Here is a 15,585-nt window from a genome sequence, read left to right on the forward strand (position 1 = left end):
TCCTCTAGCTGTGGGCGTCACTTGGCGCCAGCACCGACTTCCTTCTTCGCACCGAAAGACCCGGCGACGATCCCCACCAGGATCAGCGCCATGCCCGCCCAGTGATAGGGCAGCAGGCTTTCGCCCAGAATCGCGGCGGACAGCAGCGCGCCGAACAGCGGCAGCAGCGTGATCGCCTGCCCGGCCCGTGCAGGCCCGATGCGCCCCGCCGCCCAATTATAGATGAAATAGGACACCAGCGAGGAGAACAGCGCGACATAGACAATGGCGCCCGCCACGCCCGCATTCCAGTGCACGAAGCGGCCTGCGTGCCATTCGCTGGCGGCCAGCGGCACCATGGCCAGCATACCCACTGCGAAAGTGACGGCGATGAAGCTGCGCGGCCCGATTGGCGGGCGTTTGCGCAGCAGCACAGTGTAGAATGCCCAGGCCGCCACGCCGATCAGCACCATGGCATCGCCAATGCCGAAATGCAGGCGCATCAGTGCGGCCGGATTGCCTTCGAACACAATGGCCATCACACCCAGGGTGGAGAACACCACGCCTGCCACCTGCAGCGCATGGGCGCGCGTGCCGAAAAACAGCCGGTCCAACAGCAGGACAGCGGGCGGAATGCCTGCCTGCAAAAGCAGCGCATTGGTGGCGGTGGTATATTGCAGCCCGCTATAAAGCGCGGCGTTGAACACACCCACGCCGAGAATGCCGAGCGCCAGCAGCCACTTCCAGCCCTTCACGATCTCCGCCCAGTCGCGAATCACCGATTTCGCGGCAAAGGGCGCCACCAGCAGCAGAGCCGATCCCCAGCGCAGAAAAGCAAGCGTGAAAGGCGGCACATCGAAGCGCACCGCGCGGGCCACGATGGAATTGCCGGCCCAGAGCAGCATGACCAGCCCCAGCATGGCCATGGCCTGGAATTCGGTTCTGTCCTTTTGCATCGCGGCCACATAGGCCCCCGCGCGCCGCTTGGCGAGCGGGGGAAGCGTGACAGGCGCCTCCATGCAAACTAACGCACGCTGCATGCCCGAATTACCAGAAGTCGAAACCACCGTGCGCGGCCTCGCCCGTTTTCTGGAAGGCGAACGGATTGAGCGCGTGGCCGTGAACCGGCCGGACCTGCGCCGCCCCTTCCCCTCTGCTTTGGTGCAGGCGCTGACGGGCGCGCGAGTGACCGGGCTGGGTCGCCGGGCCAAATATGGCCTGATCCATACCGACCGGGACCAGACAATGGTGTTCCATCTGGGCATGAGCGGGCGCTGGCGCATCGACCCTTCGGAACCGGGCAAGCACGACCATCTGGTGATCGAGACCTCGGGCCATCTCTTTGCGCTCAACGATGCGCGGCGGTTTGGCTCGGTCGATCTTGTCGATACGGCAGGACTGGAATTCTGGCCGCAATTCGCCGCCATGGGTCCGGAGCCTCTGGGCGAGGAACTCAGCGCGGCCCATCTGAAGGCTGCGCTGGCAGGCCGCAAACAGGCAATCAAGCTGCTGCTGCTGGATCAGCGGATCGTGGCCGGGTTGGGCAATATCTATGTGTGCGAAGCGCTATACCGCGCAGGGATCAGCCCGGTGCGGGAAGGTGGCAAAATATCCCTCGCCGCGCTCGACCGGCTGGTGCCCGCGATCAAGACGGTGCTGACCGAATCGATTGCCGATGGCGGCTCCACCCTGCGCGATTATGCCCGGCCCGATGGCGAGCTGGGCTATTTCGCCACCCGCTTCGACGTCTATGGCCGAGAGGCGGACGAATGCCGCCGCTGTGGCGGGACCGTGAAACGGATCGTCCAGGGTGGCCGCAGCACATGGTTCTGCCCTGCTTGCCAGAAGTGATCCCGGCCTTGGCCCGGCCACGCCAGAGACCACTAGCTGTTGACGATTCGGGCATGCGCCGTTAAGGGCGCCGCTTTCCGGCAGGCAACTGCCGCTTTTCGCAAGTTTACGAATCAGGAATCCGGCCGCGAGCTGAGCGGCCCGACAGAGGACGAAGATGGCCAATACGCCGCAAGCACGCAAGCGCATCCGTCGCAACGCCAACCGCGCCGAAATCAACGGTGCACGCATTGGCCGCATCCGCACCTTCGTGAAGAAGGTGGAAGCCGCCATCGCCGGTGGCGACAAGACCGCCGCCGCCGACGCGCTGAAGAGCGCGCAGCCGGAACTGGCTCGCGGTGTCGCTCGCGGCGTGCTGCACAAGAATACTGCGGCCCGTAAGATGTCGCGCCTGACCAAGCGAATCGCCGCTCTCTGATTCGCCCTCGCCGAAAGGCGTTGGCAGGAACACAAAACGAACAAGGCCGGTGCGATTTGCGCCGGCCTTTTTCGCACCTGCGAGGGGCGAATATTACATTTTCGCGTAAGTGCCAGTATTCCCACGATTCGCAACCTGAAACAGGGTAAAAATGGCGGAAATCAGCCACTTCCACGCAAGTCTGCGCACCTCGGACGAGTCAAGACTCATTATTTCACTTTTTTTACGGGACTGCCCTTGCCCAATCCCGTGCCGGGTCCATAAATCGGCTCAGGCCCACGGCGAGTCCGTTGGGGGCATCAACAAGTCGCAAAGATAGCATCAGGTTCCGGTCTTGGGGGGATTGGGGCTTGGCGGAGCTTTTGCTCCGAAAGCGCGGGCAAACGTGTTCGCGTGAAGGCTGTCTGTTTGGGAATCAAACACCGGATACTAGGGATGGGCGGTAGATGATTCGGATGGGACCACATGCAGAGCGGACATCTGCATCAGCGAGGAAGCGCAAGGGCGACGATGATATGACCGAAGACCAGGAGGCGCTGGACCTCGCGGCCGACTGGGCAGACATCAGCCAGGGCCTTCGCAAAGACCTTGGGCATCAGCTCCACAGCCAATGGATCAAGCCGATCCAGTTGGGCAGCTTCTGCAAGGAAACCGGCACGCTCAATCTGTTCCTGCCGACCGAGTTCTCCGCGAACTGGGTGGCCGACCGCTTTGCGGACCGGCTCTCGCTCGCATGGAAGATCGCGCGCAGCGAAGTGCGTCAGGTGCGCATCGGCGTGCATCCCGGCCGCCGGCAGCTTCCGGAAGTGACGCTGGGCGGGCAGGACGGTTTCGGCCGTGCAGCCAATGACGGCGCGATGGACAGCTTTGCCGCTCTGGCTGCGGGCACGATCGGCGATGCAGGCTTCACGGCCTCAGTCGGCCTCGACCCGAGCCTGACCTTCGGCGCCTTCGTGACGGGCACCACCAATGTGCTGGCCTTCAACGCGGCCGAGCGCATGTCCAAGGTGGAGCAGCCGCAGTTCAGCCCGCTCTACCTCAAGGCCGCGACCGGCCAGGGCAAGACGCACCTGTTGCACGCCATCGGCCATGCCTATCTGGCAGCCCATCCGCGTGCGCGGATTTTCTACTGCTCGGCAGAGCGCTTCATGGTCGAATTCGTATCGGCCCTGCGCCAGAACGAGATGATCGAGTTCAAGGCACGCCTGCGCGGCTTCGACCTGCTGCTGGTGGACGACATCCAGTTCATCATCGGCAAGGCTTCCGCCCAGGAAGAACTGCTCTACACGATCGACGCCCTGCTGGCCGAAGGCAAGCGGCTGGTCTTTGCTGCCGACCGCGCGCCGCAGGCACTGGACGGGGTGGAACAGCGCCTCCTCTCGCGCCTGTCCATGGGCCTTGTGGCCGACATCCAGCCCGCCGACATCGAACTGCGCCGCTCGATTCTCGAATCGAAGCTGACCAAGTTCGCTCCGCTGGAAGTTCCGGCGGATGTGATCGAGTTCCTGGCCCGAACCATCAATCGCAATGTGCGCGAACTGGTGGGCGGCCTCAACAAGCTGATCGCCTATGCGCAGCTGACCGGGCAGGAGGTTTCACTCCAGCTGGCCGAGGAACAGCTGACCGATATCCTGTCGGCCAACCGCAAGCGCATCACGATCGACGAGATCCAGCGCACGGTCTGCCAGTTCTACCGGGTCGACCGGGCCGAAATGTCCTCCAAGCGCCGCGCGCGCGCGGTGGTGCGGCCCCGTCAGGTGGCAATGTACCTCGCCAAGGTGCTGACGCCCCGCTCCTATCCGGAAATCGGGCGCAAGTTCGGCGGGCGCGATCACTCCACCGTGATCCACGCCGTGCGCCTGATCGAAGACCTCAGGAAGCGCGATGCCGATATGGACGGCGATGTGCGCAGCCTGTTGAGGCAGCTGGAAAGCTGATCGCTTTTCCCGGCGGTGCGCACAGGCTGTGCACCGCCGTTCCATAATTCGCCAACCTCTTTTCGACAGGCTTGTCGACAGCCTGTGGCGCCTGTTCGGGCGCGTGGCGCCCTGCGCCCGGCACCGGCCCGCTGCAAGCCTTGTCGACAGACAAGGCGATCCATGCATAAAGCCGCCAAATGACCGAAATCGCCGAGTCTCCGCTGCCCCGCACGCTGCCGTCCTCTTATCTGGAGGCGGCGATCCGGGGCGGATTGCGTTGCACCTGCCCGCGTTGCGGACAGGCACCCCTGTTCCGCAAATGGCTTAAGCCTGTGGATTTCTGCTATGTCTGCGGACAGGACTGGACGCTGCAACGCGCCGACGATTTCCCGCCCTACATCTCGATTCTGGTCACCGGGCACCTGATGGCGCCAGTGCTGATCCTGCTTGTGCTGGACCTGCAGCTTTCCATGCTGGCGGTGGGCGCCATTGCCCTGCCGCTGGCCGCCGCGATCATGCTGGCGATCCTGCAACCCGCCAAGGGTGCGATCATCGCCGCGCAGTGGTGGCTGGGGCTGGTAGGATTCCGCAAGGAACGCCTGCCTCAGGCTCCGGGCGTTTAAGGCCCGAACGATGAGCCTTACGCCGGACCGTCTGGAGCGCTTTGCCCGCCATATCGTGCTGCCCGAAATCGGCGGGCCGGGGCAGCTGAAGCTTGCCGCATCGCATGTCGTGCTCGTGGGACTGGGCGGCATCGGATCGCCTGCCCTGCAATATCTCGCCGCTGCCGGAATCGGACGCCTGACCCTGATCGACGACGATCGGGTGGATGCCAGCAACCTCCAGCGCCAGACGATCTATGCCGAAGCCGATGTGGGCATGTTGAAGGTCGAGCGGGCAGAGGCATGGCTCGCCCGGTTCGATCCCGCCATTACCTGCCAGGCCGCTGCGATTCGCGTGACGCCGGAAACAGCCCCTGCCCTGATCGCCGGTGCGGACCTTGTGCTGGACGGCTGCGACAATTTCGCCACCCGCCTTGCCGTATCAGATGCCTGTGTGGCAGCCGGTGTACCGCTGCTGAGCGCCGCCGTAGGCCGCTTCCAGGGGCAGGTTGCCGCCTTTGCGGGCCATCTGGAGGGGCAGAGCTGCTATCGCTGCTATGTCGGCGATGCTTTCGATGCGGAAGATTGCGACACCTGCGCCGAAGACGGCATGCTGGGCGCCATGGCAGGCTGGGCCGCCACTTTCGCGACAATGCAGGCCGTGCGCGTGCTGCTGGACGGGGTCAGCCCGCTGGGCGATCCCCAATGGGGCAAGCTGCATCTGCTCGACGGCCTTGCGCCTTCGCTGCGCACGCTGAACATCGCCAAGGACCCGGGTTGCCGGGCCTGCGGCAGTTCACCCACCTAGAACCTCACCCACCCATTCGGGCACCAGCACACTGGCTGGGCCGAGGCGGCTTTCGTCGAACCAGCGCGATCCCTGACTGGGTTCAAGATTGAGTTCCAGCGTGCGGACGCGGTGGCTGCCAGCCTGCTGAACGAAGCCCGCTGCGGGATAGACCGCGCCCGATGTGCCGATGGAAACGAACAGATCGGCACGCGCAATCGCGGCAAAGATCTCGTCCATGCGATAGGGCATTTCGCCGAACCACACGATGTCCGGCCGCATAGCCACCTGCCCGCAGGCTGGGCAAGGCGGCCCGTCCAGCAGAGTGCCTTCCCAATGGTGACGCGCATCGCAAGCCTGGCACCACACGGAAAGCGCTTCCCCATGCATGTGCAGCACGCGTTGCGCCCCGGCACGCTCGTGCAGATCGTCAATATTCTGGGTGACGATCAGCAAATCGCCGCCCCACTCGCGATCCAGCCGGGCCAGTGCCTCATGTGCCGGATTGGGCCGTGCGGCGAGCACGCCCGCGCGCCTTTCGTCATAGAAGCGCTGGACAAGTTCCGGATCGCGGCGAAACGCCTCGGGCGTGGCGACATCCTCCACCCGGTGATCTTCCCACAAGCCATCTTCGGCACGAAACGTGCGCAGGCCACTTTCGGCGGAAATGCCTGCCCCGGTCAGGATCACGATATTGCGGATGTCGCTCATGTCGCCCATGAAGCACGCGACATCAGGGAGTGGCAATGACGAGTATCGGAATCATCGGCAGCGAAGGGCGCATGGGCAAGGCGCTGGCCATGGCAGTGGAAGCTGCCGGGCAGAGCCTTGCGGGCGGCGTGGGCCGCAAGGGCGATCCTGCCGCGCTGGCAGCGGCAAGCGACGTGCTGATCGACTTTTCCGCCCCTGCCGCGCTGGGCGCCAGCCTGGATGCGGCGGTTCAGGCGGGCATTCCCATCGTCATCGGCACTACCGGCCTTTCCGATGCGGACCATGCGGCCATCGATGCCGCAGCGGGTTCGATCCCCGTCCTGCAGACGGGCAATACTTCGCTGGGCGTTACGCTGCTGGCCCATCTGGTGCGCGAGGCAGCATCGAAGCTGGGCATCGAGTGGGACATCGAGATCGTGGAGATGCACCACCGCATGAAAGTGGATGCCCCCTCCGGCACGGCCCTGCTGCTGGGCGAAGCCGCCGCCGAAGGGCGCGGGATCGACCTTGCACCCAATTCGGAACGCGGGCGCGATGGGCATACCGGCGCACGCCGCCCCGGCGCCATCGGCTTTGCCGCCTTGCGCGGCGGCACGGTGGCCGGCGAGCATTCCGTGATCCTTGCTGGCGAGGAAGAACGCATCACCCTGTCCCACCTGGCCGAAAACCGCATGATCTTCGCCCATGGCGCAGTGAAGGCGGCGGGCTGGCTGATCGGCAAGGCTCCGGGCCGCTATGCCATGCCGCAAGTGCTGGGGATCTGACATGCCCGACCTGCGCCAGACAGTTTACAACAAGCTGTTCGTCGGCGCAGGCACGAGCAACCGGCTGTCGCTGGTTAACCTGACTCTGGTGATCCTGATCCTGTCGGCGGTCGCCGTCTCGGTTATCGGAACCGAACCGACGATAACCGGCAAGCATCACGATCTGATCATAGGCATAGAGATGGGCTTCGGCGTCATCTTCCTGGCCGAATATGTCGCCCGCCTGTGGAGCGTGGCCGAAAGGCCGGGGCCGGGTTCCGCCACGTCCAAGCGGCTGCGCTTTATCTTCTCGCCGCTGGCCATCATCGACCTGATCGTGGTGCTTACTTCGCTGGCACCCTTCTTCATCGGCGATGCGGCCATGCTGCGGCTGATCCGGTTGGTGCGGATTTTGGCACTGACCAAGTTCACGCGCTTTTCCCACGCGATAGAGGAAATCTCCGCCGCCGTATGGGGCCGGCGGTACGAATTGATCGTCACTATCGCGCTGGCCTGGGTGCTGCTGCTGCTGGGCGCAGTGGCGATGTATTGGGCAGAAGGCGCGGCCCAGCCCGAACAGTTCGGCAGTATCCCGCGCGCGCTGTGGTGGGCCATCGTCACCCTGACAACGGTGGGCTATGGCGATGCGATCCCGATCACTCCGCTGGGCAAGATCACCGCCGCCATTGTCGCCCTGGGCGGGGTGGCGCTGGTGGCGATGCCTGCCGGTATCATGGCCGCCGCGTTCAGCGATGCGATGCAGAAGAAGCGCGAGCTGGAACTGGCGCGGCGAATCGAACAGGAAGTCGAAGAAAAAGTGGAAGAAGAGATCGAGCGCCTGATGGACGTGGAAGAGAGCCGGCGTGACACGTGACCAGATTTTCGCCTTCTTCTCGGCGCTCGCGGAGCTGAACCCCACCCCCCAGACAGAACTCGAATTCGGCAACACCTATCAATTGCTGGTGGCCGTGGTGCTTTCTGCCCAAGCGACCGATGCCGGCGTGAACAAGGCGACCCGCGCCCTGTTCGAGAAAGTGAAGACCCCGGCCGAGATGGTCGCGCTGGGCGAGGAAGGGCTGAAGCAGCACATCAAGACGATCGGGCTGTTCAATTCCAAGGCGAAGAACGTCATCGCCCTGTCCGAGATATTGGTGCGCGATTTCGGCGGGGAAGTGCCGCAGGATCGCGATACGCTGGTGACCCTGCCCGGCGTCGGCCGCAAGACGGCCAATGTGGTGATGAACTGCGCCTTCGGGGCGGAAACCTTCGCGGTGGACACCCATGTGTTCCGCGTTTCCAACCGCACTGGCCTCGCCAAGGGCAAGAATGTCGATCAGGTCGAAGCGAAGCTGGAAAAGCGCGTGCCGCAGCCCTTCCGCCGCGACGCGCATCACTGGCTGATCCTGCTTGGCCGCTACACTTGCAAGGCGCGCAGCCCGGAATGCTGGCGCTGCCCGGTGGTGGAATTGTGCGGGTTCAAGCCGAAGGTTCTGGAAGCTCCGAAGGCTCGCGCGAAAGCGAGCTGATCACCTGAGCGCAAACCAGATCGCCCACCACGTTGAGCGTGGTGCGGCACATGTCGAGGAAGCGGTCCACGCCCAGGATCAGGCCGATCCCTTCGGGCGGCACGCCCACCCCGCCAAGGATCAGCGCAATCACCGGCAGCGAACCGCCCGGCACGCCTGCCGTGCCGATGCCCGCCAGAATGCACACCAGCATCACGAAAAGCTGGTCCGACAGGGAAAGGTCCACGCCGAAGAACTGGGCGAGGAACAGCACCGTCACCCCTTCGAACATCGCCGTGCCGTTCTGGTTGGCCGTGGCGCCGATAGTGAGGACGAAGCGCGCGATACGCGGCGGCAGTTTCAGCCCGCCTTCCGCCACGCGCAGCGAGGTAGGCAGGGTGGCATTGGAGCTGGCGGTGGAGAAGGCCATGACGCTGGCCTCCCGCGTCTCGCGGAAGAAGGCCACCGGGCTTTTGCCGCCGACGAATTTCAGCAGCGCCGGGAATACGCCGAACATCTGCAAGCCCAGTGCCAGCAGGACCACGCCCACATAGGCTGCCAGTTTTACCAGCAAGTCCCACCCGAACTGGGCGGACAGGTTGAACATGAAGCAGAAGATGGCCAGCGGCGCGAGCTGGATGACGATGCCGATCAGCCGCATGGCCACTTCGAACACGCCCTCGATCGCGTCTTTCAGCACGGCGGTGCGCGGTGTGCTCACCAGCAGCAGCCCGATGCCGAAGAACAGGGCGAAGAACATCACGGCCAGAATGTCGTTATTGCTCATCGCGCCGACGATATTGTTGGGCACGATGGCCACGATCTGGCTGACGCCCATCTCGCTCTGCGCCGAAGCCGCTACGATGCCCGCCGCATTGTCCCGGCCCTGCGCCAGCAAGTCCTGCGCGGCGGCGGGATCGACGCCCTGCCCCGGCCGCAGAATGTTCACCAGCGCCAGCGAAAGCGCCACGGCAATGCCCGAAACGATCACCGTATAGACCAGCGTCCTGACCCCGATGGCCCGCAGCGAGCGGATCTCGCCCATTTCCGAAATGCCGACGACCAGCGCTGAAAACAGCAGCGGGATCACCAGCATGAACAGTAGGCGCAGGAATATCTGGCCGATGGGCGTAGTGACATAAGTCACCACCGTATCGACCCAGCCCGCATCGGCGGCGAAACTATGCACCAGCAACCCGGCACCCAGCCCCAGCAGGAAGCCGAACAGGATTCGCATCTGCAGCTTGCCATGGCCGATAGGCGCGGCTTCCTTTGCCATTTCGGCGGCGTCGGTCATGTCTGGATTCCCCGGCAATTCTGCTTGGTCAGCGAAGAATGCACGCTCGCAATGACGGAGGCTTTTAGCAAGCCCCCAGAGCAGCCATCGCGACTCTGCGATAGATGCGAACCAGCCTTTCCAGATCCTCCACCGCCACGGCCTCGTCCCGCTTGTGCATCGTGGCGTTGAGCAGGCCGAATTCGATCACCGGGCACAGGTCTTTCAGGAACCGCGCATCGGAAGTGCCGCCGCTGGTGGAAGGTTCGGGCACGATCCCCACCTCGGCCTGCACCGCATCGGCAATGATCTGAGAGAAGGCACCGGGCGGTGTCAGGAAGGGTTCGCCATAGATCACCGGTCGGGCGCTTGCGCCGTGCCTGTGTGCGATCTCGGTCACTTTCTGCGCAAGCTCGGCCCCTTTATGCATATCGTTGAAGCGGATCGAGATACGCGTGCTGGCGCGGGGCGGGATCACATTGGTGGCCGGATTGCCCACCGTGATCTCCGTGATTTCGAGATTGGAAGGCTGGAACCAGTCATTGCCATTATCCAGCTCCATCGCGTCCAGATCGGCCATGAGGGCCACCAGACGCGGGATCGGATTATCCGCCAGATGGGGATAGGCCACATGGCCTTCACGCCCTTCCACTTCGAACCAGGCGTTGATCGAGCCGCGGCGGCCGATCTTCATCATGTCTCCCAGCCGGTTCACCGAAGTCGGTTCCCCCACCAGGCACAGGTCCGGGATTTCGCCCACCGCGCGCATATGGTCGATCAGGGCGCGCGTGCCGTGCATCGCCTCGCCTTCCTCGTCACCCGTTATGATGAGGCTGACGGTCCCGACATCGGCGGGAATGTCATGCAGCGCGGCGATCATGGCCGCGACTGCGCCCTTCATATCCACTGCCCCGCGCCCATAGAGCAGATCGCCGCCCGGCATGGCGCGAACTTCCGGTGTGAAGGGATCGCCCGTCCAGCCCTCGCCCGCAGGCACCACATCGACATGGCCGGCGAAGGCAAAGTGCTTCGATCCTTCCGGCCCCTTGCGGATGGCGAACAGATTCTCCACCGGCCCTGCCGGCGGCTCCCCAGCGATGAAGCGATGGACCGCGAAACCGAGCGGCTCAAGCATAGCCTCAAGGCAATCGAACACCGCGCCCGTGGCCGGAGTGACGGAGGGGCAGGCGATCAGCACAGAGGCAAGATCGACGACATTCGCGGATGGTTCTGTCATGGCTGGGCAATCGCATATGGGCTATGCGCGGGCGACACAAGGAGGAGCGCCCCCGCCATGCCCAAGCTCGACGTCGAAGCCATCCCGCAATCCAACGCCACCGGCTATCCCGCTCCGTTCGACCGGGAAGTGGAAGGTCGCTGGTGGCGCAGGCTGGCTCCGGCAGGCGGGCTGACCGCTTTCGGGGCGAGCCATGTGGTGCTAAAGCCCGGCGCCTGGTCTTCCCAGCGGCACTGGCACGAGGGCGAGGACGAGCTGCTGGTCATGCTGAGCGGCGAGGCCGTGCTGGTGGAGGACGATGCCCGCACTGTGCTGCGCGCAGGCGATGTTGCGGCATGGGCCATGGGCAGCGCCAATGGCCACCATCTGCGTAACGAGAGCGATGCGGATTGCAGCTTCGTGGTGGTCAGCGCCGGAGACCGGAGCAAGGGCGGCGCCTATTCGGACATCGACATGGTGTTCACCGAAGGCGGCTATCTCCACCGCGACGGCACGCCCTATCCCACTGACCGGATCAAGTGATCCTCAGGTGTTGACCGGCGGCGCGTCCCACTGGGCGATCACCCATTGTTCGTCCTCGGCCGCATTGACCCAGGCCTGCATCCACTCATGCTCCCACAGGGCCTGCATATAGGCTTCTGCAAAGCCGGGCACGCCGATGCCATAGGTCAGGAAACGGCTGACGATGGGGGCATAGAAGATATCGGCCGCGCAGAAGGTGCCGAACAGGAATGGCCCGCCCTTGCCGAAGCGCGCCCGCGCCTCCGCCCACAGGGTGAGGATGCGCACGATATTGCCCTTCACCTCGTCCGTCAGCTGCGCGCCTTCGAAGCGGCGGCGGACATTCATCGGCATGGAACGACGCAGCGGCAGGTAGGAGGAATGCATTTCCGCCACCATGGAACGGGCCATGCCGCGCGCGGCATCGTCCTTGGGCCAGAAGCGGTCGCGACCCACACGGTCGGCGAGATATTCGAGGATCGCCAGACTGTCCCAGATGACCGCATCGCCATCCCACAGGATCGGCACCTTGCCGCCGGAGGGTGCGAAATCGCCCTGCTCGCGCTTGGCCTCTTCCCAGTCCTCACCATTGATGTTGACGGTCAGCTCCTCGAAATGGAGCCCGGACTGCTTGACTGCCAGCCAGCCGCGCAGCGACCAGCTCGAATAGTTCTTGTTGCCGATGATCAGCTTCACAAGGCCCGCCTTTCGTTCGCTTTGCCGCCCTAGGCATTCAGCCTGCCGCTGTCGAGGCTGAACGGTGTTACACCTGTTACGCCCTCCATCGGAACGCCGGGCCGGGGCCACATCCCGCCCCTGTGCATCCAGCACGCCAAGGCGAATCCATTCATCGCGCAAGGCGCGGACAAGGGCGGTTCGGGGGATATAGGGCGGGCGTTCCATCGGCGATTCTATGGCCGATTGCTTGCATGTAGGAAAACGGTTTGGCGTATGCAGGAAACGCCTGCCGCGGGCGGCCCCTGCTATCCTGCACCCCGGCGCAAGCGGCGGAACACCAGGGGGTGCCGGGACATTGCCCTTACATGCCCAATCAAGGGCGTGACGAGAGGAGTGTCCACCATGGAAAACCGTCCCAACCAGAATCAGGACCAGAACCGCAATCGCCAGGCCGAACAGCAGGGCGACGCGAACCGCCAGCAGGGTGAACAGGACGGCCGCCGCGAACAGCGCCAGCAGGAGCAGGAAGCCCAGCGCGAGCAACGCCAGCAGGGCGAGCAGCAGGATCGCCGCGGCCAGCACTGATCCGCCGGCTCCATTGCCCATGCGGCAGAAGGATGGCCGGCCGTCTCCCTGGTGGAGGCGGCCGGCCTTCTTCATGGATCAGAAGCGGGTGCTCAGCCCCACATTGATCGAGCGGCCACGGCCGGGCACCGGGCGCAGATCGCCGGTCACACCGTAATCGCCCAGCGACATGCCGCCCAGCGGCAGGGCATAGGCCTTGTCGAGCAGGTTCTGCGCCTCAAGGCTCACCCGCACCCCGCCGACAGTATAGGCCGCGCTGAGGTTCACCAGCGCATAGGCGCCCGTCTCCACCTCGTTGCGGGTGGCATCGACACGGGTCTTTTCCGCGACCCATTCCAGCTCCGCACCCAGTTCAAGCGCGCCCTGCCGGTGATCGAGCGAGAGGCGGGCATTGAACGGCATCTGGCGATAGAGCGGCCCGCCATCGGTGAGGTTGTCCCCCTGTAGCCACGACGCGGTGGCATTCAGGCGCGTGCCGTCCTGCCCTTCGCCCCGCCACAGATCCACGCCGCCCGACACATCCACGCCGTAGAATTCGGCTTCCTGATTGGCGAATTTGAGCTGCACGAAGGGCGTGGGCATGCTCATCATGTCGGTCAGGACCTTGACGAACTCGGCGTCGACATAGTCGCTGACATGGGTGTAATAGGGCGCCACACGCAGCGACCAGGCCTGCGATCCGCCGCCCAGTTGCAGCGCGGCACTGACCGTGTCTGCCCGTTCCGGCTTCAGGTCCAGATTGCCGACATAGCCATTCCCGTCGCCATACCAGCCGATCATCCGGCTGGCCATCGAACCCACCCCCCAGGTGTAGCGTTCATAGATATTGGGCGAGCGGGCCTTGTGGGCATAGCCCAGTTCCAGCGCAGCCATATCCGACGCCTGCCAGGTGAGCAGGAAGGAGCCGGACCAATTATTGTCGGTGCGCTTGTGGTCAGCCGCGTTGAACGCATTGGCGGCCATCACATCCGCCATCTGCATCATGCCGGTGCCATAGGGGGCCACGTCGCCCGTATTCATTTCCACCCGGTCATAACGGATGCCCGCCGTGGTTCGGATGGAATTGCTCCAGTGGCGTTCCCATTCGGCATAGGCACCGATCCGGTCGCGCGTGGCGGCATTGATGTTCACGAACTCGTCCGGACCCATCATCATGCTGCCCGCAACCGGCGGCCAGTAATCGTCCAGCCACTGGTGGTGATATTCGCTGCCCAGCCGCACCGTGTCATGCATCGACAGCGGCAGTTCCACCTTGGCCGAAGCATCGAAGCTGTGCACTTCGGTGTTCATCGGCATGGAACCGGGCAGCTTGTCTTCCAGGAAATTCATCACATGGTCGGTGTCGCGATATGCGGCGGCAAGGTCCAGCTTGCCCCAGTCGAACACCCCGCGATAGCTGCCATTGAGGAACCAGCTCTTGTTGGAGGTCATGTCCATCCACTGGTTCACGAAGCCTTCGTAAGGCGAGAAGTGATAGCCGCCCTTGAGCTGGAACAGGCTTGTGCCGCTCTGCACGGCCAGCGCCAGTGCATGGTCGGTCTTGGCATATTCGGTGGAGCGGACCATCCCGTCATCCCCGCCGCCATCATACTGGTCGGACTGGGTGTAGGAGCCGGTATAGGTCGCGCTGACATGGCGGCTGGCCGCCGTCAGCTTCACCGCGCCGCCAAAGCCATCGCCATTGGAACGGTAGAAGGCAGAAGCCTCGCCCGTCAGCAGCATGGAATCGCTGATCGAGAATTGCGGCGGGGCCGAATCCACCGTGATCACGCCGCCGATATTGTCGCCGCCCTTGCTGACCGGCGCCACGCCGGTGAGCACGCGGATGGAGGCTACATTCTGCGGATCGGTGTAGGACAGGGGCGAATTCATGTCGTTGGGGCACGACATGTCGATCGCCTGCCCGTCCACCAGCACGGTCAGTCGCTGTTCGGACAGGCCGCGGATCGCGGGCATGGAGGAAAAGCCGCCGCCGGTCGCCACGCTGACGCCGGGAATGCGGGTCAGCACGGCAGCCGTGTCGCTGGTGGAAGCCTGACGGCGGGCAATGGTGCTGCGGCCCAGTTCACCGCCCGTGATCGGCCCGGTGATGGTGACCGTGCCTTCGCCGCCTGCTTCCAGCGTCCCGGTTTCGAGCGTGGCTGCATCCTCTCCTTCGTCCGCTTCCTGCGCGAAGGCCGGGGCGGAAAGGGAAAGGGCGGAAAGGCAGCAGCCTGCGGCAAGCGCGGCGCGGCGGGTGGAAATGCGAAGTGTCATGGAAATTGGTCCCGATTGTCCCCCTCATGGGGATCGCCTGACGGATTGGCCCATGCCGCGCGCGGCGGCCGGGCAGTGTCACAAAGACGGAAGGCCGGAAATCCGGCCCGCCGGTCAGGCGTAAGCGGGTGGGCCGCGCAAGGGCGGCGTGACGAAGGGAACGGGGCGCAGAACGGGCGGCGCGATCGGCGCGAAGCCCAGCAGCAGGATGAAGACCAGCGCCGCCGCCAGCAGCAGCATGTCGGCCCCCGCCAGCCCGCCCATGGCAAGGGCTGTATAGGGGCAGTGGCTGGCTTCCTGCGCGCGGCTGGTGTCGGGATCGGCCTTCTTACCGGGAATCGCCACTTCGATGGTCTTCACCGTCTGCCCATCGCAGATGCGCATGGTGAAGGTGGCGCCCGTGGCATCCAGCATATAGCCCATCGGCACCACGGCCTTCAGGCACAGGGCCAGCGCCAGCAGCAGGGCTGCCAATGCGCGATGGCGCAGGAGGATATGCCGGAACCCGGTCATGCCGGCCCCTCTAATCCGATTCCG

General features: G+C 64.4%; 17 protein-coding genes. 10 read left to right on the top strand and 7 right to left on the bottom strand.

What is annotated here, in order from left to right:
- Positions 1-17: 17 nt before the first annotated feature.
- Positions 18-935: a DMT family transporter gene (locus tag SZ64_RS11990; RefSeq protein WP_054532234.1), complete on the bottom strand. Its 918-nt coding sequence runs from the start codon at positions 933-935 to the stop codon at positions 18-20.
- 82 nt (positions 936-1,017) lie between these two features.
- Between SZ64_RS11990 and mutM the strand changes: the two genes are divergently transcribed.
- From mutM to SZ64_RS12015, 5 genes are all read left to right on the top strand, one after another.
- Positions 1,018-1,830, top strand: a complete 813-nt coding sequence (mutM, locus tag SZ64_RS11995) for a bifunctional DNA-formamidopyrimidine glycosylase/DNA-(apurinic or apyrimidinic site) lyase (RefSeq protein WP_054531033.1) — start codon at positions 1,018-1,020, stop codon at positions 1,828-1,830.
- Positions 1,831-1,987: 157 nt separating this feature from the next.
- Positions 1,988-2,248 carry a 30S ribosomal protein S20 gene (gene rpsT / locus SZ64_RS12000; RefSeq protein ID WP_054531034.1) on the top strand — a complete coding sequence of 87 codons (261 nt, stop codon included), beginning with the start codon at positions 1,988-1,990 and terminating at the stop codon, positions 2,246-2,248.
- A gap of 515 nt (positions 2,249-2,763) precedes the next feature.
- Positions 2,764-4,185 carry a chromosomal replication initiator protein DnaA gene (gene dnaA / locus SZ64_RS12005; RefSeq protein ID WP_082384570.1) on the top strand — a complete coding sequence of 474 codons (1,422 nt, stop codon included), beginning with the start codon at positions 2,764-2,766 and terminating at the stop codon, positions 4,183-4,185.
- 179 nt (positions 4,186-4,364) lie between these two features.
- Positions 4,365-4,790, top strand: coding sequence for a DUF983 domain-containing protein (locus tag SZ64_RS12010; protein WP_054531035.1), 426 nt, complete (start codon positions 4,365-4,367; stop codon positions 4,788-4,790).
- A gap of 10 nt (positions 4,791-4,800) precedes the next feature.
- The gene (locus SZ64_RS12015) at positions 4,801-5,577 is read left to right on the top strand and encodes a HesA/MoeB/ThiF family protein (protein WP_054531036.1); all 777 of its coding nucleotides are present in this window, start codon (positions 4,801-4,803) and stop codon (positions 5,575-5,577) included.
- On the opposite strand, the gene SZ64_RS12020 is transcribed toward SZ64_RS12015, so the two are convergent.
- Positions 5,566-6,267, bottom strand: coding sequence for an NAD-dependent deacylase (locus SZ64_RS12020; RefSeq protein ID WP_054532236.1), 702 nt, complete (start codon positions 6,265-6,267; stop codon positions 5,566-5,568). The two genes, SZ64_RS12015 and SZ64_RS12020, sit on opposite strands and share 12 nt — an antisense overlap.
- 35 nt (positions 6,268-6,302) lie before the next feature.
- Here SZ64_RS12020 and dapB point away from each other — a divergent pair, with 35 nt between their 5' ends.
- The 3 genes from dapB to nth are packed head-to-tail and all read left to right on the top strand — an operon-like array spanning position 6,303 to position 8,536.
- Positions 6,303-7,031, top strand: a complete 729-nt coding sequence (gene dapB / locus SZ64_RS12025; protein WP_054531037.1) for a 4-hydroxy-tetrahydrodipicolinate reductase — start codon at positions 6,303-6,305, stop codon at positions 7,029-7,031.
- Position 7,032: 1 nt separating this feature from the next.
- Positions 7,033-7,884, top strand: coding sequence for an ion transporter (locus SZ64_RS12030; protein WP_054531038.1), 852 nt, complete (start codon positions 7,033-7,035; stop codon positions 7,882-7,884).
- A complete protein-coding gene (gene nth, locus SZ64_RS12035; RefSeq protein ID WP_054531039.1) occupies positions 7,874-8,536 on the top strand; it encodes an endonuclease III in 663 nt (220 codons plus the stop codon). Before SZ64_RS12030 ends, nth begins: the two co-directional genes overlap by 11 nt.
- Here the strand turns inward: nth and SZ64_RS12040 are convergent.
- Both SZ64_RS12040 and dapE read right to left on the bottom strand, forming a co-directional pair.
- Positions 8,487-9,812 (bottom strand): dicarboxylate/amino acid:cation symporter, encoded by a 1,326-nt coding sequence (locus SZ64_RS12040; RefSeq protein WP_082384572.1) that lies wholly within the window; start codon positions 9,810-9,812, stop codon positions 8,487-8,489. The genes nth and SZ64_RS12040 overlap by 50 nt on opposite strands.
- A 64-nt stretch (positions 9,813-9,876) precedes the next feature.
- Positions 9,877-11,028, bottom strand: a complete 1,152-nt coding sequence (gene dapE / locus SZ64_RS12045) for a succinyl-diaminopimelate desuccinylase (RefSeq protein WP_054531040.1) — start codon at positions 11,026-11,028, stop codon at positions 9,877-9,879.
- A 57-nt stretch (positions 11,029-11,085) separates the two neighbouring features.
- Between dapE and SZ64_RS12050 the strand changes: the two genes are divergently transcribed.
- Entirely contained in the window at positions 11,086-11,550 is a 465-nt protein-coding gene (locus tag SZ64_RS12050) for a cupin domain-containing protein (protein WP_054531041.1), read from the top strand.
- A gap of 3 nt (positions 11,551-11,553) precedes the next feature.
- Here SZ64_RS12050 and SZ64_RS12055 read toward each other — a convergent pair whose 3' ends face one another.
- On the bottom strand, positions 11,554-12,225 hold the full coding sequence (locus SZ64_RS12055; RefSeq protein ID WP_054531042.1) for a glutathione S-transferase family protein: 672 nt from the start codon (positions 12,223-12,225) through the stop codon (positions 11,554-11,556).
- A 384-nt stretch (positions 12,226-12,609) separates the two neighbouring features.
- Here SZ64_RS12055 and SZ64_RS12060 point away from each other — a divergent pair, with 384 nt between their 5' ends.
- Positions 12,610-12,792, top strand: a complete 183-nt coding sequence (locus SZ64_RS12060) for a hypothetical protein (RefSeq protein WP_054531043.1) — start codon at positions 12,610-12,612, stop codon at positions 12,790-12,792.
- Between the two features lie 78 nt (positions 12,793-12,870).
- On the opposite strand, the gene SZ64_RS12065 is transcribed toward SZ64_RS12060, so the two are convergent.
- Entirely contained in the window at positions 12,871-15,048 is a 2,178-nt protein-coding gene (locus tag SZ64_RS12065; protein ID WP_054531044.1) for a TonB-dependent receptor, read from the bottom strand.
- A gap of 114 nt (positions 15,049-15,162) precedes the next feature.
- Positions 15,163-15,561, bottom strand: coding sequence for a DUF2946 family protein (locus SZ64_RS12070; protein WP_054531045.1), 399 nt, complete (start codon positions 15,559-15,561; stop codon positions 15,163-15,165).
- Positions 15,562-15,585: the final 24 nt, after the last annotated feature.

The sequence above is a fragment of the Erythrobacter sp. SG61-1L genome (genome assembly GCF_001305965.1).
Taxonomy (GTDB): domain Bacteria; phylum Pseudomonadota; class Alphaproteobacteria; order Sphingomonadales; family Sphingomonadaceae; genus Andeanibacterium.